20 protein-coding genes are annotated in these 21,161 nt (G+C 63.9%); 4 read left to right on the forward strand and 16 right to left on the reverse strand.

Annotation, left to right across the window (positions count from 1 at the left end; translation table 11 throughout):
• Positions 1 to 59 precede the first annotated feature (59 nt).
• Together CK228_RS02295 and CK228_RS02300 are read right to left on the reverse strand one after the other, a co-directional pair.
• Positions 60 to 1,445, reverse strand: a complete 1,386-nt coding sequence (locus tag CK228_RS02295; RefSeq protein ID WP_095786726.1) for a sigma-54 dependent transcriptional regulator — start codon at positions 1,443 to 1,445, stop codon at positions 60 to 62.
• On the reverse strand, positions 1,442 to 3,415 hold the full coding sequence (locus tag CK228_RS02300; protein ID WP_095786901.1) for a sensor histidine kinase: 1,974 nt from the start codon (positions 3,413 to 3,415) through the stop codon (positions 1,442 to 1,444). The genes CK228_RS02295 and CK228_RS02300 overlap by 4 nt, the downstream gene beginning before the upstream one ends.
• A gap of 167 nt (positions 3,416 to 3,582) precedes the next feature.
• On the opposite strand from CK228_RS02300, the gene CK228_RS02305 reads away from it, so the two are divergent.
• Entirely contained in the window at positions 3,583 to 4,911 is a 1,329-nt protein-coding gene (locus CK228_RS02305; protein ID WP_095786727.1) for a dicarboxylate/amino acid:cation symporter, read from the forward strand.
• Positions 4,912 to 4,924: 13 nt separating this feature from the next.
• Here CK228_RS02305 and CK228_RS35165 read toward each other — a convergent pair whose 3' ends face one another.
• The 13 genes from CK228_RS35165 to CK228_RS02365 all read right to left on the reverse strand — a co-directional run bounded on the left by CK228_RS35165 (position 4,925) and on the right by CK228_RS02365 (position 16,684).
• On the reverse strand, positions 4,925 to 5,089 hold the full coding sequence (locus CK228_RS35165; RefSeq protein WP_179295779.1) for a hypothetical protein: 165 nt from the start codon (positions 5,087 to 5,089) through the stop codon (positions 4,925 to 4,927).
• A gap of 4 nt (positions 5,090 to 5,093) precedes the next feature.
• Positions 5,094 to 6,113, reverse strand: a complete 1,020-nt coding sequence (locus CK228_RS02310; protein ID WP_095786728.1) for an ROK family protein — start codon at positions 6,111 to 6,113, stop codon at positions 5,094 to 5,096.
• Positions 6,110 to 6,832 carry a ribulose-phosphate 3-epimerase gene (locus CK228_RS02315; protein WP_095786729.1) on the reverse strand — a complete coding sequence of 241 codons (723 nt, stop codon included), beginning with the start codon at positions 6,830 to 6,832 and terminating at the stop codon, positions 6,110 to 6,112. Before CK228_RS02315 ends, CK228_RS02310 begins: the two co-directional genes overlap by 4 nt.
• A complete protein-coding gene (locus CK228_RS02320; protein ID WP_095786730.1) occupies positions 6,829 to 7,662 on the reverse strand; it encodes an alpha/beta hydrolase in 834 nt (277 codons plus the stop codon). The genes CK228_RS02315 and CK228_RS02320 overlap by 4 nt, the downstream gene beginning before the upstream one ends.
• Complete coding sequence (locus tag CK228_RS02325; protein ID WP_095786731.1) at positions 7,662 to 8,480, reverse strand: sugar phosphate isomerase/epimerase; 819 nt, start codon at positions 8,478 to 8,480, stop codon at positions 7,662 to 7,664. Before CK228_RS02325 ends, CK228_RS02320 begins: the two co-directional genes overlap by 1 nt.
• Positions 8,480 to 9,556, reverse strand: a complete 1,077-nt coding sequence (locus CK228_RS02330; RefSeq protein ID WP_095786732.1) for a Gfo/Idh/MocA family oxidoreductase — start codon at positions 9,554 to 9,556, stop codon at positions 8,480 to 8,482. The genes CK228_RS02325 and CK228_RS02330 overlap by 1 nt, the downstream gene beginning before the upstream one ends.
• A gap of 11 nt (positions 9,557 to 9,567) precedes the next feature.
• Positions 9,568 to 10,389, reverse strand: a complete 822-nt coding sequence (locus CK228_RS02335) for a sugar phosphate isomerase/epimerase (RefSeq protein ID WP_095786733.1) — start codon at positions 10,387 to 10,389, stop codon at positions 9,568 to 9,570.
• A gap of 63 nt (positions 10,390 to 10,452) precedes the next feature.
• Positions 10,453 to 11,295 carry a carbohydrate ABC transporter permease gene (locus CK228_RS02340; protein ID WP_095771204.1) on the reverse strand — a complete coding sequence of 281 codons (843 nt, stop codon included), beginning with the start codon at positions 11,293 to 11,295 and terminating at the stop codon, positions 10,453 to 10,455.
• A 4-nt stretch (positions 11,296 to 11,299) separates the two neighbouring features.
• A complete protein-coding gene (locus CK228_RS02345; RefSeq protein WP_095786734.1) occupies positions 11,300 to 12,196 on the reverse strand; it encodes a sugar ABC transporter permease in 897 nt (298 codons plus the stop codon).
• Positions 12,197 to 12,329: 133 nt separating this feature from the next.
• Entirely contained in the window at positions 12,330 to 13,580 is a 1,251-nt protein-coding gene (locus CK228_RS02350) for a sugar ABC transporter substrate-binding protein (protein WP_095786735.1), read from the reverse strand.
• Positions 13,581 to 13,690: 110 nt separating this feature from the next.
• Entirely contained in the window at positions 13,691 to 14,836 is a 1,146-nt protein-coding gene (locus tag CK228_RS02355) for an ABC transporter ATP-binding protein (RefSeq protein WP_095771207.1), read from the reverse strand.
• Between the two features lie 90 nt (positions 14,837 to 14,926).
• A complete protein-coding gene (locus CK228_RS02360) occupies positions 14,927 to 15,877 on the reverse strand; it encodes a PfkB family carbohydrate kinase (RefSeq protein ID WP_095786736.1) in 951 nt (316 codons plus the stop codon).
• A 3-nt stretch (positions 15,878 to 15,880) separates the two neighbouring features.
• Entirely contained in the window at positions 15,881 to 16,684 is an 804-nt protein-coding gene (locus CK228_RS02365) for a class I fructose-bisphosphate aldolase (RefSeq protein ID WP_095786737.1), read from the reverse strand.
• A gap of 162 nt (positions 16,685 to 16,846) precedes the next feature.
• Between CK228_RS02365 and CK228_RS02370 the strand changes: the two genes are divergently transcribed.
• From CK228_RS02370 to CK228_RS02380, 3 genes are all read left to right on the forward strand, one after another.
• Positions 16,847 to 17,608, forward strand: a complete 762-nt coding sequence (locus CK228_RS02370; RefSeq protein WP_095786902.1) for a DeoR/GlpR family DNA-binding transcription regulator — start codon at positions 16,847 to 16,849, stop codon at positions 17,606 to 17,608.
• 268 nt (positions 17,609 to 17,876) lie between these two features.
• A complete protein-coding gene (locus tag CK228_RS02375) occupies positions 17,877 to 19,025 on the forward strand; it encodes a Gfo/Idh/MocA family oxidoreductase (protein ID WP_095786738.1) in 1,149 nt (382 codons plus the stop codon).
• A 113-nt stretch (positions 19,026 to 19,138) separates the two neighbouring features.
• Complete coding sequence (locus CK228_RS02380) at positions 19,139 to 20,089, forward strand: alpha/beta hydrolase (protein WP_095786903.1); 951 nt, start codon at positions 19,139 to 19,141, stop codon at positions 20,087 to 20,089.
• On the opposite strand, the gene CK228_RS02385 is transcribed toward CK228_RS02380, so the two are convergent.
• Entirely contained in the window at positions 20,077 to 21,111 is a 1,035-nt protein-coding gene (locus CK228_RS02385) for a LacI family DNA-binding transcriptional regulator (protein ID WP_095771211.1), read from the reverse strand. The two genes, CK228_RS02380 and CK228_RS02385, sit on opposite strands and share 13 nt — an antisense overlap.
• Positions 21,112 to 21,161: the final 50 nt, after the last annotated feature.

Genomic DNA, 21,161 nt, shown 5'->3' on the forward strand with positions numbered 1-21,161 from the left:
CCGCAAAGCTCGGCTGGATGGGATGAAGGGTTGCGGAGCACGAGGCTCTCGCGCAACTTCTATGTCTGCTCTCGAACGGGGGGCGGGTCGCCGCCATTGCGGAATTCGGATGCGGCAATGCCGTAGCGCTTGAGCTTGTCGTAAAAAGTCTTGCGTGGCACGCCGAGCGCGTCGATCGCGCCACGCACGTCGCCGCCGTGGTCGCGCAGTGCGTCACGGATGAGTTGCGCTTCGTAGTGGCCCACGCGCTCGGGCAGCGAGGCGGCAGGTTCCGTCGATTTCGGGGAAACCCCCTTCACCTCGTCGTCCGGGCCGAGGCCAAGTGCTACGCGACCGGCAAAATGGGCGAGCTCGCGCACATTGCCCGGCCAGGCATGCGACTGGAGATGATCGCTGACCGCGGCATTGACCTTGGCGACCGGCCGGCCGAACCGTTCAGCCGCCTTGCCGAGGAAATGTCCGAACAGCATCGGGATGTCGCCGCGCCGCTCGCGGAGCGGCGGGATGCGCAGCGTCACCACGTTGAGGCGGAAATAGAGATCCTCGCGAAAGTCGCCGCGCTGGTCGGGCCGGCCGAGATCGACCTTGGTTGCCGCGACGACCCTCAGATCGAGGCGCCGGACCTCGTTCGAGCCAAGCGGCGTAAGGCTGCGCGTCTCCAGCACCCGCAGCAGCTTGACCTGCAGGGCCGGCGGCATGGATTCAATCTCGTCGAGGAACAGCGTGCCGCCGCTGGAATGCTCGACGCGGCCGATCCGCCGCCGCTGCGCGCCGGTGAAGGCGCCGGCCTCGTGGCCGAACAGTTCGCTTTCTATGACGGTTTCCGGCAAGGCGCCGCAATTCAGCGCCACGAAGGGTTTGGAACGCCGCCGGCCCCACCGGTGCAAGAGGTCGGCCACCACTTCCTTGCCGGTTCCGGTCTCGCCCTCCACCAGCACGTCGACATCCATGTCGGCGATCTGCCGCAAGGTCTCGCGCAGGCGCCGGATGGCCGGCGCCTCGCCGATCAGCGGCAGGCCGTCGGCAGCGAGCGCCGCGGCTTCGCGCAGCCGCCGGTTCTCCATCACCAGCCGCCGCTTCTCCGATGCCCGTCTCAGCGCCTCGACCAGGCGATCGCCCGCGTAGGGCTTTGGGATGAAGTCGTAGACACCGTCCTTGAGGGCGGCCACGGCAAGATCGACATCGCCATGCCCGGTGACCAGGATCACCGGTATGTCAGGGTCGATCGCCTTGATGCGGTCGAACAGCTGCAGCCCATTCATGCCCGGCATGCGGATGTCGCTGACAACCACCCCGTCAAAGTCCCTGTCGACGACGGCAAGTGCGGGCTCGGCGGCCTCGCGCGCGACCACAGTGAAACCGGCGAGTTCGAGCAATTGCGTGGTGGCGTGCAGCAGATCGGCATCGTCCTCGACGAGCGCCACCAGCCCTGATCCCTCATTCATTCAATTCGCCTCAAATCGATGGTGAAGGACGCGCCGTTGGCGCTGTCGGAGTCGAGCCGCAGCGTGCCGCCCAATTCCTGGGCGATCTCCTGCGAGATCACCAGCCCGAGGCCGAGCCCCTTCTCCTTGGTGGTCTGGAACGGCATGAACAGATTGCCGGCAGCTTCCGGCCCGAGGCCGGGACCATTGTCGCGCACCGAAATCAGCACGTGATCGTCGCGCTCGGCGAGGTCGATCTCGATGCGGGGATCGGGCTGGTCCTTCATGGCGTCCAGCGCGTTCTGCAACAGGTTGACGAGGATCTGTTCCAGCCGGATGCGGCTTGCCATCACCACCGGCGAGGCGGTACCGCGCGGCTTGACGATGGTGACGCCGGAATCGCGGATGCGACCGGAAAGCAGCGACAGCGCGCCGTCGATCGCCTCGCGCACCGGCAACGGCGAAGCGGCGACACCGGGCCGGCGGGCAAAGGTGCGCAAGGTGCTGGTGATGGCGCCGATGCGCTCGGTCATCGAGACGATCGAGGTCAGATTACCGCTCGCCGGTTGGGTCTTGCCGCTGTCGAGAAAACGTCCGGCATTCTCGGCATAGGTGCGGATGGCGGCGACCGGCTGGTTGATCTCATGCGCCACGCCGGCGGCGATCTGGCCGAGGATGGACAGCCGGTTGGCCTGGGCGAGATCGTCGCGCAGCCGGCGAACCTTGGCCTCGGCATTTTCGCGCTCGGCGATCTCGCCGGCGAGCGCGGTGTTGGAGAGTGTCAGCTCGGCGGTCCGTGTGCTGACCCGGCTTTCCAGCTCGGCATTCATGCGCGCCAGCGCCTCCTGCCGCAGCCGGCGTGTGCGGCGGCGCCTTGTGAATACGTAGGCAAGCAGGCCGGTCAGCAGCAACCCGAGCAGCGTCGTCAGCCGCGCCGTGTTGGCCGCCGACGAGAGAGCGGCATCCGCCGGCGTCAGCACCCAAAGGCGCCAGCCGGGAACCGCGCCGGGCAGGTCCTGCACCACCTCGACAAATTGACGTGGCTTGCCGGGGCCGTCGATGGTGGCCAGGCCGTCGCCGGCACCGCGCCGTATCGGCAGGGGTTCGAAGGCGGCATCGTCCAGTTGCAGTTGCTCGTGGGCAGCTGCGGCGTCTTCGGCGGAGAGCGGCGCCAGCGCGTGAAACCGCCACTCAGGCTGGCTGGTGGCCAGCACGACGCCGCGTTCGTCGGTGACGAAAACGAGAAACCCGCTGGAGCGCCAATTGGCTTCGACGCCGTCGAGTTCGACCTTCAGCACCGCGACGCCCAGCGGCTTGCCATTGTCGTCGACGCGGCTGGCAAGGTAGAGGCCCGGCCGGCCGCTGATCGTGCCGAGGCCATATTGGCTGGCCGACCCCTTTGACATCGCCTCGTTGAAATAGTGGCGAAAATTATAGTCGATGCCGACGAAGCTCGTCGGCTCGCCGGCATTGCTGGCCGATATGGCGATGCCCGCCGTGTCGATGACATAGATGGCGGACGCGGAGGCATCGCCGGCGATCGCCTTGAGCTTTTCGTTGAGGGCCGCTTCTTGCATCTTTCCGGCCCGGCGCAGCGCCCCTCGCACCGCATCGTCGCGAGCCAGCACCAGCGGCACCAGGCGTTGTTTCTCGATTTCGCCTGTCAGCGTTCCCGCCGCCAGCGGCAGGGCGGCGAGCGCGCCATCACGCAGGCCATTGGTCGCCTGGCCGGTGGCAATGCGTCCGGCAACGGCGATCGCGCCCGCCAGGATCGCGAGGGCGACGACGATAACAAGCCAGCGGCCATCGCGCAGCCGCGCCACCGCCTCGCGCAGCAATTCACGGCCGGGAAACCCTGCGGACCCGCTATCGGTGCCTGCGTGCGGCGTCTGCCCTCTCCCTTTTTTCGCGGCCCCGTTTCTTCGCGGCTTGGCGGCCAGTGTAATGCGTAATTCCGCCCAGGCAAACGCTGCCTGTGCGGAAATCCGCACAGGCATTTGGCGCAAAGCACCGGACAACCGCAGGAATCCCGGGACTCCGGGCTTCCCCCGATCTGGCACATCGCTTGCAAACTCCTTGCCAGCGGCGGGCGACCGGAACGCCGCGATGGGAGAAGTCACGCAGGGCGGGTTCCGTCCATCCGGCCAGGGAGAGTTCGATGCACATCGCAGACCAATCAGGCGCGGCTGCCGCGCAGCGCAAGCCTTTCTATGCCCAACTCTACGTGCAGGTGCTCGTCGCGATCACCGTCGGCATCCTGCTCGGTCACTTCTATCCGTCGATCGGCGAGAGCATGAAGCCGCTCGGCGACGCCTTCATCAAGCTGGTCAAGATGATCATCGCCCCGGTCATCTTCCTGACCGTGGCGACCGGCATTGCCGGCATGAGCGACCTGCAGAAGGTCGGCCGCGTTGCCGGCAAGGCGATGCTCTACTTCCTCACCTTCTCGACGCTGGCCCTCATCATCGGCCTTGTCGTCGCCAATGTCGTGCGGCCGGGCGCCGGCTTCAACATCGACCCGGCGACGCTCGATGCCTCGACCGTCAACACCTACGCCGCCAAGGCGCATGACCAGTCGGTCACCGGCTTCCTGATGAACATCATCCCCGGCACGATCGTCGGCGCCTTCGCCGACGGCGACATCTTGCAGGTGCTGTTCTTCTCGGTGCTGTTCGGCATCGCGCTGGCGCTGGTCGGCGACAAGGGCGCGCCGGTGCTCAACTTCCTGCAGGCGCTGATGGCGCCGATGTTCAAGCTGGTCAGCGTGCTGATGAAAGCCGCCCCCATCGGCGCGTTCGGCGCCATGGCCTTCACCATCGGCAAATACGGCATCGGTTCGGTCATCAACCTCGCCATGCTGGTCGGCACCTTCTACGCGACGTCTCTGCTGTTCGTGTTCGTCGTCTTGGGCGCGGTCTGCCGCTACAACGGCTTTTCCATCCTGTCGCTGCTGCGCTACATCAAGGAAGAGCTGCTGCTGGTGCTGGGCACCTCCTCGTCGGAAGCGGCCCTGCCCTCGCTGATGGAGAAGATGGAGAAGGCCGGCGCCAAGCGCTCGGTGGTCGGCCTGGTCATCCCGACCGGCTATTCCTTCAACCTCGACGGCACCAACATCTACATGACGCTGGCCGCACTGTTCATCGCGCAGGCGACGAACATCCATCTGTCGATGGGCGACCAGATCCTGCTGCTGCTGGTGGCGATGCTGTCCTCGAAAGGTGCCGCCGGCATCACCGGCGCCGGCTTCATCACCCTTGCCGCGACGCTTTCGGTGGTGCCTTCGGTGCCGGTCGCCGGCATGGCGCTGATCCTCGGCGTCGACCGCTTCATGTCGGAATGCCGGGCGCTGACCAACTTCATCGGCAATGCCGTCGCCACACTGGTCGTCGCGCGCTGGGAAGGCGAGCTCGACGAGGCCAAGCTCGCCAGGGCTTTGGCCGGCACGGCCGACGACAGCCTGCCGGCGGATATCGTTCCCGCCGAGTAATTCGCGCGGTCGTTTAGCAATACGAATGGCCGGAGGCAGCGATGCCTCCGGCCATTTTCATGTGGGTGACGATGTCACGCGGAACGGGTCTTGCCGAGCGGCGCCAGCGCTCTGCATCGGCAGCGAAGAGATGGCAGTGGGACGGATCGACCTGATTGATGCGCGCACCGTCGAGCATGAACTCAGCCGTTGAAGTCCCTCCTCGCTTCGGGAAACGTGCTTGGACCGACGGGCATGCGGGCTGCCAGGCTGCCATCGTCGAACAGGACAAGGCTGGCGGCGCCGACCAGCCCGGCGTGGCGGCCGAGCTGGGCCTGGACGACCGGCACATCACGGTAAGCGCGCATGGCGCGCTGCCGGATGGTCGCCTCGATGACCGGATGCATCAGGTCTAGCCCATTGGCGATGCCGCCGCCGACGACCAGCACGTCGGGCGAATAGAGGTGCAGCAAATTGGTGAAGCCGACGCCCAGCCAGCGTGCTTCTTCCTCGAGCAGGGCCAGAGCGAGGCCGTCCTGCAGCCGCGCCGCCTCGACCACGTGGCGGCCGGTGACCTCGGCATTGGCCGAGAGGCGGCGCAACGTCGAGCCGTCAAAGGCCGATGTCGCGGCGTTGGCGCGGCGGCCAAGTGCCGTGCCCGAGGCGATGGCCTCGAAGCAGCCGACGACGCCGCACACGCAGCGCTCGCCCTCGTTGGTGATGGTCATATGACCGATCTCCGCGGCCAGCCCACGGCGGCCATGCAAGATGCGCCCGTCGGCAACGACGCCGCCGCCAATGCCGGTGGAAACCGTGACGAAGACCAGCGAGCGGGCGCCATGGCCGGCACCGAAGCGCCATTCGCCAAGTGCTGCCGCGTTGGCATCGTTTTCCAGCCGCACCGGCAGGCCGAGCCTACGCTCGAGGATGTCTGCCAGCGGCACATCCTGCCAGCCGGCCAGCGTCGGCGGTCCGACGGCGATGCCGGCCAGCGGGTCGAGCGGCCCCGGCGCACCGACGCCGACGCCGACAATGGCGAGGCCCGGCGCCTCGGCATGCACGGTCGCGGCCAGCGCCTCGATCTGGCCGATCACCACGTCGGGTCCGGCCTGTGCCTGCGTCGGCACGGCGGCGAAGGCCAGGATCTTGCCGTCACGGTCGACCAGCGCGGCACGAAGCTCGGTGCCGCCAAGATCGATCGCGAGGGCGGCTTCAGTGGTCATGCCGCAACCTTCAGCCCATGCAGCCAGCCGATGCGGCCGGCGAGATCCTTGTCGCCGAAGGCGAGCGAACCGAGAACCACGGTCTCCGCACCGGCGGCACGCAGCAAGGGCACGGTCTCGTGACGGATGCCGCCGTCAGCGGCAAGCACCACTTCTGCCTCACGGCCGGCTCCTCTCAAGATGGCACGGGCAGCGCCCAGCCTTTCGCATGCCTTGTCCGACAGGCTCTGACCCTTCACGCCGATCGCGGTGCCGAGCAGCGTGACGAAGGCGACCTCGGAGACGAAAGGCTTCACTGCCTCGACCGGCGTCTCAAGCCTCAACACGACGCCCGCTTCGGCGCCGAGGTCGCGCGCCAGCCGCACGGCGCGCAATCCCGCCTCGCCGTTTTCGGCATGGACGCTGATCATGTCGGCGCCGGCATCGATGAACTGGCGCGTCTGCGCCTCGACGATTGCGGCATCGACCATCAGATGGACATGGATGGGTTTGGCCGTCAGTCCGGCGATGCGGGCGACGAGATCGGGGAAGAACAGGAAGGACGGCGCGAAATGGCCGTCCGCCACATCGATGTGATGCAGATCGACATGGGGTTCGATGCGCCTGAGGTCGCTCTCGAGATTGGCGAGATTGGCCGACCAGAGCGAGAATTCGGCGATCAAGCGATCGCGCGGCAATGCGGCGATAGCGGCCGGGCCTGACAGGGGCTTGGAAGTCATGATTGGTCCTGATTGTTGAAATGTCTGTCGAGAAATCCGCCGATAGCGGCGCGGATTTCGGCGAAATGGCGATCCTTGTCGGCCGCTTTCGGCGTCACCTCGACGAAGGCCGCATTGGGGATGGTCTCAGCAAGCTCGCGGGCGGTCGCCAGGGGATGGACGAGATCGATGCCGCTGCCGATGACCAGCGAGGGAATTGCCAGGCGAGCGGCCGCCGCCTGCGTCACGCCAGGTCCATCATTGGCGATCGCCTGCATCACTTCGGCAAAGACGGTTGCGTTTTCGCGCGCGAAGAAGCCGAGCAGCGAGGCGAGATTGTCCGGTGCTTCCGCGCGAAAGTGGGCCGATGTCGCGGAGGACTCGAAGGCATCGCGGGCCTCCGCCAGCGGAAGCCGGCGAATGAGTTCCGCCACTTCCGTGTAGGGACGCATATTTTGCGGCGCCGCGTCGAAGGCCCAGGCAGGACGCACCAGCACCAAGCCAAGCACGCGTTCCGGATGGCGGGCGGCAAGCCGCAAGGCAATGGCCGCGCCCATCGAAATGCCGCCGGCAACGAAACGGTCGAGGCCGGCGGCGTCGGCGGCGGCCAGCACATCGTCGGCGAACATGGCGATCGAGAACGGACGCTTGCTGCCGGCGCTGGAGCCGCCCTGCGCGCGGCATTCCACGGTCAGCCGGCGGTATGATGGTTGGTCAGGAAAGTTCTGCGCCACCTGGTTGGCATCACCGCCGAGACCATGCTGAAAGACGACGGATAGCCCGCCCTGCCCCGTGTCGAAGACACGAAGCGCGGCATCGTCGCGAAGCATGATCGTCGCCGCGTCGCCCATCAGAGCAGCCCTCGCAGGAAGGCGGCGACATCGGGCGCCTCATCGGCGGGCAGTCCGTGCGTGACGAGCGCGCCGTCGAAACCCACAGCCTTCAGCCGCGCGACGAAATCCGGAAAATCGACGATGCCTTGCCCTGCCGTGGCGAAGCGGCCGTCACCATGCCGGTCCTTGGCATGCGCCATGGCGATGTGGCCGGCAGCCTCATCGATCGCGGCGGCGACGATGGCACGTGCCTCGTCCGGCGTGGCGTACTCGAACAGATTGGCCGGATCGAGCACGATCTTCAGTCGCTTCGAGCGCATGTCGGCGATCAGACGTGTCGCATCGCTGGCCGAGGTTACGATGTTGGCCTGTTCGGGCTCGATGCCGAGATCGACGCCGGCATCCTCGGCCAGCGCCAGCGCCTTGCCCATCTCGGCAGCCATGTCGAACCAGGCGGAAGGCGTGGCATTTTCGGGATGATAGGCCCATTGATCGGCGATATTGCGCGATCCGGTGCAAAGGGTGACCAGCGGGATGCCGAGGGATGCAGCCGTCTTGATGACGACGCCAAGACGGCGAAGACCATCATCGCGCACCGCCCTGTCGGGATGCGCCATGTTGTAGGTGCCCGAGAGGGCTGCAAGCGAAACGCCTGATGATTGCACTGCAGCGCGGATGGAAGCGCTGGCATCCGCCGGGACGGCATCCGGCATAGACGGCAGGCCGGCGCAAGCAAGATTGAACTGCGTCGTCTCATATCCGGTCTGCTTCACCGCAGCCAGCACGGCGGCGGGATCTGTTCCCGGGAAAGTCTTGGCGAAGATGCCGAGGCGCATCAGACCGCACCCGAAACCGAGGCGAGTTCGACCCGCTCGCCTGTCTCCACAGAACGGGCAATGGCTACCATGCCACGGATCGAGGCGATGCCGTCCTCGACATTGGCGCCGCGCATCGGCGTTCCGTTCAGCACCGTGTCGGCAAGACCTTCCAACTGGCGGCGGAAGAAATGGCCGTCAGCGCCAAGCGGTTTGCGCGAGGTCGCATCCTTCTCATGAAAGATATCGACCTCGCTGGCGCGGAAATACCAGGGGTTGAAGGTTTTGGCGATGACGGAACCGTTCTCGCCATAGAGCTGGAACCCTTCGTGCCAATCCATGCGCACGGCGACGGTGAGGTCGAGATGACCGAGCGCGCCGCTGGCGAATTCGGTTTCGACGAACCAGCAATAGGCGCCGAAGCGTTCATTGAGACGGGCGCGCACGGCGGTGATCTCGCCGCACAGGAAGCGCGCCGTGTCGACCAGATGCGAGCCATGCGCCAGCATGAAATATTGCCGCAGGTCCGCCTTCGGATTGCCCGAAGGTTTCCTCGCCAGCTTGCTGGTGACCGGCAGCGGCTGCACGGCATCGGTGTTGGTGTAGCGATGGGTGGAATCGCAATACCAGGCCTTCAGCGCCAGCACCTCGCCCATCTCGTCACGGACGAAGTCGCGTGCGGCCTCCAGCGCCGGATCGAAGCGCTTCATGTGCCCGACCTGCAGCACCTTGCCCGAACGCTTCACCGCCGCCGCCAGCGCCTCGCCCTCCTCGACCGAAGTGCCGATCGGCTTTTCACACAGCACATGCTTTCCGGCGTCGAGCGCCTTGATCGACATCGGCACGTGATAGGCGTCAGAGGTGGCGACGATCACCGCCTCCAGCTCGGGATCGGCGAGCATGGCGTCATAGTCGGCATACATTTTTTGCGGCTCGTAGGTAGCCCCCATGCGGGCGAGCAGATCGGGGGCCGCGTCGCAGATGGCGTAGAGATCGGCATTGCCGGCTTTCACGCAGGATTCCAGATGCGCGAACTGCGCGATCGGGCCGCAGCCGAGCACACCGACCCTGAGGCGTCTGTCTTGTTTCTTGATCATCGTCTCGTTCTTCAGGCGCCGTAGCTGCGCATCGTCTGGCGGTTGGTCTTGACCGCGCCGGCGGGATCGGCGGCGGCCGTTTCGGATTCCTCTTCGAGCACCAGCCAGCCGTTGAAACGCGGGGCGGCGCCGGCGATCTCGATAACCGCCGGCGTGTCGCAGACCCCCTTGCCCAGCATCGCCCAAGTGCCGTTGGCGTCGACGTCCTTCAAATGGATGTAGCGGATGCGATCGCGATAGGTGCGCAGCGTATCGGCCATGTCCTTGTGGCCGCGCAAGATATGACCGGTATCCGGCACCCAGCCGACCAGATCGCGGTCCAGCAAGGCAAAGATCCTGTCGTAGTCGGCGCGGTCGAACAGCAGCGTGTTGTGGTGCGAACTCGGATGCACCGCCACCTGGACACCGGCCTTGCGGCCAAGCTCGCCAGCCTTGTTGTAGACCTCCGCCGCGATGGCGAACTTGTCGCCGCGCGGCCCGTCGGACACCACGGTTGCCGACCCCATCGACACCAGCGCGCCGGGAAAGGTGGAAGCGAAGTCGATCCAGCGCTGCGCCGCCTCGAGGTCGGCGCCGATCTCCTCCTTGAGCGTGAAACCGCTCCTCGAGCCGAAGGCGAAGGAAACGAGCGTCAGGCCGGAGGATTTCAGCGCGGCGGCGAACTCCGACGACCGGTCGGCGTAGCGGCCGATCATGGTGTCGGTGATCTCGATGCCGGAGTAACCGCCGTCGGCAATCGCCTTCAGGAGATCGTCGGGGCCACCGACAAAACGGTCGCCGAGCATTTCCCATGTAAAGGTCTGGCAGCCGACTTTGAGGTCTTTCACGTTCATCCTTTCAATCCTTGATACTGCTCATTACTTGATGCCATGCTGCGTCGCCGTGGGAAGGACATCCTATTTGACCGAGCCCGCGGTCATGCCGGCGAGGAAGTACCTCTGGGCAACGAGGTAGATCAGCAAGAGCGGTAGCGAGCCGAGCACGCTCATCGCCATCATCTGGTTCCATTCGAAGGCGTGCTGGCCCATCAACAGCTGGATGCCGATCGGGACGGTGCGCATGGACGTTGACTTCGTCAGCGTCAGCGCAAACAGAAATTCGTTCCAGCACAACAGGAAGGTGTAGACCGACGTCGCCACGATACCAGGCAGTGAAATCGGGACGATCACCCGCCAAAGCGCTGTCCAACTGGTGCCGCCATCGACAGCCACGGCTTCATCTAGATCGCGGGGCAAGGTGTTCAGATATCCCGTCATCAGCAGGATCGCGTATGGCAGTGTAAACACCAGGTAAGTCAGGATCAGTGCGACGTAGGTATCGAAAATACCGTATGAGACGACAAGCCCGAAGAAGGGGATCAAAAGTGTGATCGGCGGAATGGTCTGCGTGCTGATGATGAGCGTGTTCAGGCTGCCCTTGCCGCGGAAGTTGAAGCGGCTGAAGCCGTAGGCCGCCAGCAAGGCGATCACCACCGTCAGAACGGTCACCGCTCCCGCCACGAAATAGCTGTTGAAGAAGAAGCGCAGCTTTACCGGGTCGCCGAGGATGGCTGCATAGGCTTCCAGCGTGAATGCCTTTGGCAGAATGGTCGGTGGCAGGGCAAAGATTTCGGTGTTCGATTTGAACGAACTGTTCAGCATCCAGTAGATCGGGAATGCCGCGAAAAAGAGCCCCGCTGCAAGCGCTACATGGAGCGCGGCGGTGATCAGCCTGTCTTTCGGCGTATGCCTTTTCCTCATGGGACTACCGAGCCTTTTGATAGCGAATATAGAACAGCGTCAGGCCGAGAGAGATCAACAAGATGACCACAGCGCTCGCCGAAGCCTGCGACAGGTTGTAGCTCGAAAACGCCAGCTTGTACGTGTAGGTGCTGAGGACCTCGGTCGAGTAGATCGGGCCGCCGCCCGTCGTTATCCAGATCAACGGGAAGACCTGCATGGTCCAGATGAAGTCGAGCAGCGAGATGCTGATGATGATCGGCATCAGCTGCGGGATGGTGATGAAGATCAGCTTCTGGTAGGCCTTCGCCCCGTCGATATCGGCGGCCTCGTAGAAATCCTTGGGAATGCCCTGCAAACCCGCGAGCAGGCTGACCATGAAGAGCGGATAGCCCGCCCAGATATTGGCGAAGGTGACGGCGTGCAGCGCGGTCTCAGGCGAGGAAAACCACTCGACCTTGGAACCGATGATGCCGATTTGCATGAGAATGCTGTTCACGACACCGTTCGGCTCAAGCAGGAGGCGCCAGATCACGGCGATAATCACCGCGGTGAACAGCCAGGGCAGTATGTAGAGCACGCGCAGAATATTGCGCAGTGTCGGATTGATGCGGTCGTTGTTCAGCATCAGCGCGAAGACCATGCCGATGGTCATGTGGAAAATGACACTCATGCATGTGAAGTAGAGCGTGTGCCACAGCGAAGCCCAGAACACGGGGTCGTCGAAGATCGCCTGGTAGTGTTTCAGTCCGGCAAAGGATGGGTCGCGACGCAGCACCGCGCTGTTCTGGAACGAATAGGCAATCACCGTCACCATCGGCAGCAGCATCAGAAGCCCGATTATGAGCAGCGAGGGCGTCAGATAGAGGTAGGGTGCGACCGCTCGTTTCAGCTTGTGGTGGGAGCGCTTTTGCCGGGTCATGTGCCAACCTTGGGATACGCCTTCAAGAGAAGGTAAGCTTCGGAAACAGGTCCATCTAAAATTGCCGATCCGTTATTGCCGGGTGGCCCGAAGTCAGGCCACCCGGTAGAGACAGCAGACGGGAACGGGCCGATCAGAATTTCGCCGTCCAGCCCTTCTGAGCGGCGGCAGCGGCTTGTTCCGGAGACTGCTCGCCGGCGAGCATCTTCTGGGCTTGCACGTCGAACTGGGTCATCAGGTCTTCAGCGACCGGCAGACCCGTGAACTCATTGGCGAGATAGCCGGTCTTGAAGATTTCAAAAGCCTTGCCGAAAGCCTTGTCCGAGGTCACGAAATCGGGCTTGGCGTTGACGTTGCCTGGGAAGGCGTTTGCAAGCGACACGAGCTTGGCGTTCACCTTTTCACTCATCAGATATTGGACGAGTTTCCAGGCCTCTTCCTGATGTTTCGAAACAGCAGAGATGCCGATGCCCCAGGAGGCATAGGGAAGGCCGCGCTTGCCGGTATAGTTTTCCACGACCGGGACGGGGATGAGGTCGAAGTTCAGCTTGGGATTGCGCTTGCGGATGAGGTTCACATGCGCGAGCGAGTCGATCATCATTCCGACGCGGTCGTTGACGAATTCCTCGACCTTTTCCTGCTCGGTCTTGGTGGCGATGCCGGGCGAGATGGTGCCGGCGTCGTTGAGTGATTTGACGAAGGTGAGCATATCCACCACCGGTTTGCCCTCAAGGGCTGGCTTGCCGTTCGCCATCATCGACTGACCCGAAGCCCAAACCCATGACATCATGTCGTTCTGGACGCCGGATGGCGTTTGCAGCGACAGGGGCAGCACCCAGCCATACTGGTTCTTGTCGGCGTGCGTCATCTTCTTGGCGGCTTCGAGAAACTCGGCACGGGTCGACGGCAGCTTGGTCACGCCCGCCTGGGCGGCGAGGTCCAAATTCACGAAGACCGGATAGACGAAGGAAGCCACGGGAAACATCACCGCCTTGCCGTCCACCTTGATGATGTCCGCGACCTGGCTCTTGTCGAAACCGCTCGCATCCATCATCGGGCTCATGTCGGCGAGTGCGTTCTGCGCATTCAGATTGTTCACCCAGGCACCGTCGAGACCGACGACGTCGCTGAGCGTTCCAGTTGCAGCACCAACCGAGATCTGGTCTCGCGTGGTCGCGTAGGGGCCGCTGACCAGCGTCACCTTGATTCCGGGGTTTGCTGCCTCGAAGTCATCCATGATTGCCCTGAGCGAGCCAGCCGGCAATTCGGGCTCCCACCATTGGGTGAATTCCAGCGTCGTGTCCGCCGCCATGGCGCCGGTTGCGCCAAGCAACCATGCGGCCGCGGCTATTTTCAGCACAGCGGGTTTTATACGAAACATCATTTTCTCCTCCTTCTTTAGGATCGACCGCACAATGCGGCCGATCGTCTGGTTATTCAGAAGTCTTCTTATGCGGGCGCCTCACCCTCGCTCGCGGGTCTCGTCGCGGATATTCAGATCGCCAGATGCGTCTCGGGATCGAAGAAATGCAGCTTGGCGTCATCCAGGGCCAACCTGATTTCCGAGCCGGAACGGACTGTGCTGACCGGTTCGAATTTCGCCACCGCATTCGACGCCAGGCCGAAATCCTGCACCGCGTCAGGGTCGCCGGAGTCCACCCGGACCGCGTCGATGTTGAGATGGACGATGTGTTCGGATCCGAGTTCTTCGATCGAGGTCACCTTTGCCGGTATCGTCTGATATTTGCGGCCGGATTCGAGGCTGCTGTCATAGAGATGCTCCGGTCGAATCCCGAACACGACCTTGCGCCCCGCATATGATCTCAAACCCGGCCTGCGCACGAAGGCCGCATCCTGCAGCCGGATGGTGAAGGCGCCGGCCATAAGCTCGTCGCCCGTCAGGGTCGCTTCGAAAAGGCTCATCGAAGGAGAGCCGATGAAGCCGGCAACGAAGGCGTTCACCGGTGATTCATAGAGCCTCTTGGGCGTGTCGACCTGCTGCAGCACGCCACCCTTCAACACCGCGACCCTGTCCCCCATCGTCATCGCTTCGGTCTGGTCGTGGGTCACGTATATGGTCGTGACGCCGAGCTGCTTTTGCAGGCTGGTGATTTCGGCGCGCATTTGCACGCGCAGTTTCGCGTCCAGATTGGAAAGGGGCTCGTCCATCAGAAAGGCGGCCGGCTCGCGAACCATGGCGCGGCCCATGGCAACCCTTTGACGCTGTCCGCCGGAAAGGTTGGCGGGTTTGCTGTCCAGCAAAGACGTCAGCTGGAGGGTCTTGGCGATCTCGTCCACGCGCTTCTTGCGTTCGGCCTTGGGCTTGCCTGCCAGCCGCATCGAAAAGGCGATGTTTTCGAACACGGTCATATGCGGGTAGAGCGCGTAGCTCTGGAAGACCATCGCGATGTCGCGGTCCTTGGGCGGCATGTCGACGACGTCGACTCCGCCGATCCGAAGGCTGCCGCTGGTGATGTCCTCCAATCCCGCGATCATTCGCAACGCGGTGGATTTGCCGCAGCCGGACGGCCCGACGAGAATCAGGAACTCGCCGTCCTCGACCGACAGGTTCAATTGGTCGATTGCGCGAAAATTGTTCCCGTAGGTTTTGCAAATATTCTCAAGAATGACTTCTGCCATCTTCCTCCCTCCACAAGTCTAAGCCGTTGATTTTGTTATTCTCCTTGGCTTATTTTCACCTGTGAAAATGTTTCCTCGGATAGTTTCAGGCTATGTTCCGGTATCGAGTTCCGCATACTTCAGTTCGACTGCCGACGGCGCGTTCGCCGACGCCAGGAGTTCCGTCACCCGGTCATTCGTCGGAAGCGCCTCGCGCCCGCCACGCCCCGTTATCGAAAGGGCCGCCGCCGCGGCAGCGAATGCCACCCGGCCTGCGGTGTCGGCCCCGCGCGTCAATGCATGGGCATAGGCGCCGTGAAAGCAGTCACCCGCGCCGGTCGAGTCGACGACGGCAACCCGGTGCGGGGGCAGGTGCCAGAGCCGTGTCTCTTCACGCCCGCGATAGTACACGCCCCTGCCGCCATCGGTCAGAACAACGGCGGCCCGCGACGGCAACCATAATGCATCGAGCATCTCGGCGGGCGATCGGCACCCCGTGGCAGTCCGCGCAAAACCGAGCGGAAGAATGAGATGGTCGCAGAGCGCGATCAGCCGATCCGTGGCTGGGCCGCTGCTCCATTCGATATCGCCCAGGATCGCAAGGCCGAGATCGCGAGCCCGGGCCACGACATCCAGTGACCGGATCGCATAACCATCGACGATCAGGACGGTCGCGCGGCTGAGGACTTCATCCGGAAAGTCCGGCGCGGTGCCCAGCATCGCTACATCGTCATACGCGATGAACCGCTCCCCATCCGAGCCGACGGTGATCCGCGAGCGCACCGGGCGCGCATCCGGGTGGCGCGGCGCGAATGCCGTTTCAACGCCGCTCGCAACGAGATCGCACAGCACGGCGTCGTCCGCGGCACTGCCCAGCCATCCGACGAACCCGGCGGCTCCGCCGAGCCGCGCGACGGTGGCAAGGGCCGTCGCGACATTTCCCCCGAAAGCTCGGGCACTTTGCAGAACCTTCCCCTTGCCCGCCGACAACGGCTGATCGACATAGACGATGTCGTCGATCGCAATAGCACCGAAGCCGAGGATTGAGGGAACGGTGGGCATCGCTCAGGCCGCCCCCGCTCTCGCCAAGGCGTCTTGCGCCGAAAGGCCGTCATGGATGACGCCCCGAAAGGCAAGCGCTGCCTTCTGAGGATCGCCATGCCCCCAGAGATTGCGGCCCACCACGGCCCCGCGCGCGCCGGCACGGATGGCGTCCGCCGTCTGCTGAAGCGCGCCGAGCAGCGTATCGGTCTTCGGCCCACCCGCGATCACAACCGGCACCGGGCAGGTTCGCACGGTCTCTTGGAACGACTCGAAATCGCCCGTGTAGCCGATCTTGATCACGTCGACGCCGGACTCGTAGCCGATGCGCGCCGCATAGGCGATCTCGTCGGGGGTGAAGACGATCTTTGCCCCGTCGGTGAAATCGCGAGGATAGATATGCGCCACCACCGGCATACCATAGCGGGCCGCCGCATTCACCGAATCGGTCAGCCAGCGAATGTATTTGCCCTCGGTCGCGCCGCGCACCGGAATGGCCACGGCCAACGCATCGGCGCCAGCGCGCACCGCATCCTCGGGCGTTGCAATCAGTTCACTGATGCGATCGTCTGGGGTGAAGCAGCCGGCCTGGATCACCAGGGAAGCCTTGCCCGCGTATTGCGGCCACAGATGGCGCGCGGTGCCGGGCTGGATGCTGACGTAGTCGGGTTTGCCCACCATGACGCGTGCAAGCGCGCCCGGCAGATCGGCAAGGCCGCCTTTGCGCACGTCGCCATAGCCGACAAAGTGGTCGACCGCGCCGCCAAAAAGATTCCCCGATGGATGTGAGAAGAGGCGCGCGAGGCGCACCTTGGTTCCGAGGCTCATGAGTCCAAAACTCTCCAATCGATTGATTTCAAAATCCCGGACCCAGTGTTTGCGAAAGAAATGACAAATGCAATCTTTCGAAATCTTTCGAATTCGCGTATTTTTGGTAGAGTGAACCGAGGCCAGGGCGATCGCATGGCGCATGGAGGCAAGGACAAGGCAATGTTGTCAGAGCAGAGACGCCAATCGATCCTGGGTGAAGTGCAACGCAGCGGACAGGTTCGCATCAAGGACCTGTCAGACGGTTTTGGCGTGTCGGAAGTCACGGTGCGCTCCGACCTCGAGATACTGGACCGCAAGGGACTGCTGACCAAGACCCGTGGAGGAGCGGTGACCCGGACCACAGATTCGACCACGGCCGCGTTCGCCCGGCGGATGCAAACGAACCTCGATGCAAAGAAACGCATCGCCCGGGCAGCGGTGGAACTGTTCGAGGACAACCAATCGGTCATCTTCGACGGCGGCTCGACACTGATGCAGGTTGCCATGCTGTTACCGCCACTCAGCAATGTCGTGGTCGCGGCCACGGCGATGAATATCGTGCAGCATCTGATGCATCGGCCCGGGCTCGACGTTCACATGATCGGTGGCCGGGTCTATCCAGACACGGTGAGCACGCTGATCACCGATGCCGACACGGCTCTCGGCGGCTTGGTGGCGCATCAGGTCTTTGTTGGAGCGCATGCGATTGACTCGTCACTGGATGTGGTCGACGTGAACGAAGACATGGCGCGGACGAAGCGAAACCTCGTGCGCATGGCCCGGCGCGTTGTCCTCCTTGCGGATTCAAGCAAATGGGGTGTCAGCGGGACCTCCAAGGCATTTTCGCTGTCGAGCGTCGATGTTGTGATCACCGACGATGGCCTGTCCGGCCCGATACGCAGCCAGCTTGATAGGACCGGGGCCAAGGTGATCTATGCCTGACCGCGTCGCGGTCCCTGGCCGCGACGGAAATATCCAATGCGCTCATGGCCCACGGAATCCGCATCGGCGCCCGGCCGTTTTTTCCGGTCTGTCATTTTCTCCTCCTCGGGCTGGCAGCCTCCCGACGTTGCGCCAGCATTTTCGCATGATCTATAAAAATTTTACGCGCGTCAATATTTAAAATGTTGTATAGCGCTCTTCCACCCCGATCCGTTGCCGGTGCAGCTGATCCGGGAGAGCATGAGCCTAGTGAGAGGACCGACCAGAAATGCAGGCAAGATCAAAGGCGAAGCTGGGAATTGGCGTCATCGGATGCGGCAACATCTCGATGACCTACCTGCGCAATGCCGCCCTCTTCGGTGGAATCGAACTCAGCGCCTGCGCCGATATCTCCGCCGACATGGCGGCGTTGCGGGCCAAGGAATATGGCATCCGGGCGCTCGGTGTCGATGCGCTACTGGCCGACCCCGAGATCGATCTGGTCCTGAACCTGACCATTCCCGCCGCGCATTTCGACATTTCGTTTTCAGCCCTTTCGGCGGGAAAACACGTCTTCACCGAAAAGCCGCTGGCGACGTCGGCCAGCGATGGGCGCCGTCTGGTGGCGGAGGCGGCCAAGCGCGGCGTGCTGCTCGGCTCGGCGCCCGACACCTTCCTCGGCGCCGCCGGACGCCGCGCCCGCCGCCTGATGGATGAGGGCGCCATCGGCCGCCCGGTCACCGGCACCGCCTTCATGATGGGGCGCGGCATGGAGCACTGGCACCCCAATCCGCAGTTCTACTATCAGCGGGGCGGCGGCCCGGTGTTCGACATGGGTCCCTATTACCTGACCATGCTGGTCAATCTGCTCGGCCCGGTCGCGCGCGTCATGGCTTTGGCGACACGCGGCCAGGAGGAACGCCTGATCACGGCCGAAGGGCCGTTCAAGAACACGACATTCGAGGTCGGGACGCCGACCAACGTGCTGTCCCTGCTCGAATTCCGCTCGGGTGCCACCGTTACCTTCGGCGCCTCATGGGACGTCTTCAAGCATTCCAACCATCCGATCGAATTGCACGGCACGGAAGGCTCGCTGCGCCTGCCCGATCCCGACACGTTCGGCGGCACCGTCTCGCTGTCCGAACGTGGCGCGCAGTGGAAGGATTTCGCCAGCGAAAGCGAGTTCTACGGCGCCCGCAACTGGCCCTACGCGGCGCCTGATCGTGCCAATTACCGCATGGTCGGCGTCGCCGATCTGGTGCGTTCGCTGAAGACAGGCGCCGCACCCCGTGCGTCCGGCAATCTGGCGCTGCATGTGCTGGAGATCATGGAGGCCGTTCTGCACTCCGGCGAAACGAAAAGTTCCGTCGTCATCACCGGCGATGTCGTCCAGCCGGCGCTGTTGACCGAGGAGGAGGCAAGCAGCCTCCTCGCTTAGAACGGTTCGCCTTTTCGCGGCAACGGCGAACCGCCCTATCTCTTGTATTCACGCAATTCCCAAGGAAAAACCGCCGTACACTTTTCCTGGAATTGCTTTCGATGGAGATGGCGATGACGCTTGACCCTGATGCTTTGCACGTCCTTGAAATGGGCCGTGCGGCCGGCGGCGAGCCTTTCGAAGACGGTAGCGTGGCGGCGGCTCGGGCCGCCTATAACGCTTCGTTCCCGACACAGCAGGGCGAACACGAGCCAGTGGCGGCGACCTTGCGGCAAGAGATCCATGGGCCGAACGGCCCGGTCACGATCCGCATCCATCGCGGCATCGGCGCGCCGCGCACCGGGGCGCGCGCCGTGCTCTATCTGCATGGCGGCGGCTGGGTCATAGGCAACCTCTCCTCGCATGACGAGATTTGCCGATGGCTGGCCAATCTGGGCAACGCCGTCGTGGTCTACCCCGATTACCGACTGGCGCCGGAGCATAAATTTCCCGCCGGGCTCGAGGATTGCACGGCAGCGCTCCGCTTCATGGCGCAGAATGCCGGCGCGCTCGGTATCGACCCGGCCCGTATCGCCGTTGCCGGTGACAGCGCCGGCGGCAACCTTGCCGCCGTTCTGGCGTTGCTTGCCCGCGACGGGCTGGCGCCGCCGCTTGCCGCGCAGGTCCTGATCTATCCCAACACCGATGCCCGCCAGACGGCGGACAGCTATCGGCGTTTCGGCGACGGCTTCGGGCTCACCGCCGCTACCATGGCCTGGTTCCGCGACCACTATTTGCGGAGGCCGGACGACATCACGGACTGGCGCGTCTCGCCGCTGCTGGCATCAAGCCTTGCCGGCGTGGCACCTGCATTCGTCGTGATCGCCGGCCACGACATTCTTGCCGACGAAGGCACGGCCTATGCCGAGCGTCTCCGGATCGAAGGCGTGCCTCTGATCCTGCGGCCCTGGCTCGGTCAGATCCACGGCTTCGTCTCGATGGGTCGCCATATACTGGCCGCGCGGCAGGCGGTGAGCGAGGCGGCCGCCTGGCTGCAATTGCAGACGCGTGTTCAGGCAGACTGACGCATCACCAGCGTCGCACCGAGCTTGACGTTGCGTGCCGGACCCTGACCGGGTGAATCGGCCTCGTCCAGCAAGGCCAGCAGGATCTCGACGCTGCGGCCGGCCATGGCGGCGAAATCCTGCGCCATGGTGGTCAGCGCCGGACAGGTGTAACGGCTCAGCGGATGATCGTCATGGGCGGCGACACGGAAATCGCAATCGGCCCGGCGGCCAATCTTCAGCCCGCGCGAGAAGGCCGCCGCCATGACGCCGAAAGCGAGGCGGTCATTGGCGCACAGCAGCGTGCGCGCCGGCAGGCCGCCTGTCTCGAGCGTCCTGTCCATCCATTCATGGCCGATGCGCTCAAAATCCCAGCTGTAATCGCCCGCCGCCTTAAGCACGACGGGTTCCAGTCCGGCGGACCGCATCGTGTCGATATAGCTCTGCAGGCGCTCGCCGGAATTGTGGTTGACGTGCGGAATGTCGACATAGGCCGGCGGTTCGCCGGACCGGCAGAGATAGTCGACGATGGTCGAGGTGCTCTGGTGGTTGTCGTTGCCGACGAAAGGCGTGTCGCCCTCGATATAGGTGTCGAAATAGACGATCGGAATGTCCTTGCTCATCCGCTCGAAGACGCCGGGTTCGGAGACCAACCCCAGCGGAGCGACGATGGCGCCGGCGACCTTCAGCGACATCAGCGTGCTGACCGATTCAGCCTCGAGCTTCGGCGAACCGTGCGAGGAGATGACGATCGGCCAGAAACCTTCGTCGCGGCAGCGCAACTCGATGCGGCTGACCATTTCGGCATAGAACGGATCGGTGAGCGCCGGCACGACGATGCCGACATTGCGGGTGCGCTTGCGGTTGAGATTGCGCGCGAAAACGTTCGGCTGATAGTCCGAGGATCGCAGCGCCGCCTCGATGCGCGCCCGCGTCGCCGGCTTAACGCTGGCCGGATCGTCGAAATACTTCGACAGGGTCGGCCGCGACACGCCTGACGCCCTGGCGAAATCATCCATCGTGCGGTGGGTCTTCTCCGCCATCGATTTTCCACCCCCTTGCCCGCGCCCGCCAACCTTCCCGGTCGGGCCAG

Source organism: Mesorhizobium sp. WSM4312, from assembly GCF_002294875.1.
Taxonomy (GTDB): domain Bacteria; phylum Pseudomonadota; class Alphaproteobacteria; order Rhizobiales; family Rhizobiaceae; genus Mesorhizobium.

Bases quoted from the DNA above. Each gene is read 5' to 3' on its own strand.
- CK228_RS02295 (WP_095786726.1), bottom strand. From the start codon at position 1,445: ATGAATGAGGGATCAGGGCTGGTGGCGCTCGTCGAGGACGATGCCGAT.
- CK228_RS02305 (WP_095786727.1), top strand. From the start codon at position 3,583: ATGCACATCGCAGACCAATCAGGCGCGGCTGCCGCGCAGCGCAAGCCT.
- CK228_RS35165 (WP_179295779.1), bottom strand. From the start codon at position 5,089: ATGCTCGACGGTGCGCGCATCAATCAGGTCGATCCGTCCCACTGCCAT.
- CK228_RS02310 (WP_095786728.1), bottom strand. From the start codon at position 6,113: ATGACCACTGAAGCCGCCCTCGCGATCGATCTTGGCGGCACCGAGCTT.
- CK228_RS02315 (WP_095786729.1), bottom strand. From the start codon at position 6,832: ATGACTTCCAAGCCCCTGTCAGGCCCGGCCGCTATCGCCGCATTGCCG.
- CK228_RS02320 (WP_095786730.1), bottom strand. From the start codon at position 7,662: ATGGGCGACGCGGCGACGATCATGCTTCGCGACGATGCCGCGCTTCGT.
- CK228_RS02325 (WP_095786731.1), bottom strand. From the start codon at position 8,480: ATGCGCCTCGGCATCTTCGCCAAGACTTTCCCGGGAACAGATCCCGCC.
- CK228_RS02330 (WP_095786732.1), bottom strand. From the start codon at position 9,556: ATGATCAAGAAACAAGACAGACGCCTCAGGGTCGGTGTGCTCGGCTGC.
- CK228_RS02335 (WP_095786733.1), bottom strand. From the start codon at position 10,389: ATGAACGTGAAAGACCTCAAAGTCGGCTGCCAGACCTTTACATGGGAA.
- CK228_RS02340 (WP_095771204.1), bottom strand. From the start codon at position 11,295: ATGAGGAAAAGGCATACGCCGAAAGACAGGCTGATCACCGCCGCGCTC.
- CK228_RS02345 (WP_095786734.1), bottom strand. From the start codon at position 12,196: ATGACCCGGCAAAAGCGCTCCCACCACAAGCTGAAACGAGCGGTCGCA.
- CK228_RS02350 (WP_095786735.1), bottom strand. From the start codon at position 13,580: ATGATGTTTCGTATAAAACCCGCTGTGCTGAAAATAGCCGCGGCCGCA.
- CK228_RS02355 (WP_095771207.1), bottom strand. From the start codon at position 14,836: ATGGCAGAAGTCATTCTTGAGAATATTTGCAAAACCTACGGGAACAAT.
- CK228_RS02360 (WP_095786736.1), bottom strand. From the start codon at position 15,877: ATGCCCACCGTTCCCTCAATCCTCGGCTTCGGTGCTATTGCGATCGAC.
- CK228_RS02365 (WP_095786737.1), bottom strand. From the start codon at position 16,684: ATGAGCCTCGGAACCAAGGTGCGCCTCGCGCGCCTCTTCTCACATCCA.
- CK228_RS02370 (WP_095786902.1), top strand. From the start codon at position 16,847: ATGTTGTCAGAGCAGAGACGCCAATCGATCCTGGGTGAAGTGCAACGC.
- CK228_RS02375 (WP_095786738.1), top strand. From the start codon at position 17,877: ATGCAGGCAAGATCAAAGGCGAAGCTGGGAATTGGCGTCATCGGATGC.
- CK228_RS02380 (WP_095786903.1), top strand. From the start codon at position 19,139: ATGACGCTTGACCCTGATGCTTTGCACGTCCTTGAAATGGGCCGTGCG.
- CK228_RS02385 (WP_095771211.1), bottom strand. From the start codon at position 21,111: ATGGCGGAGAAGACCCACCGCACGATGGATGATTTCGCCAGGGCGTCA.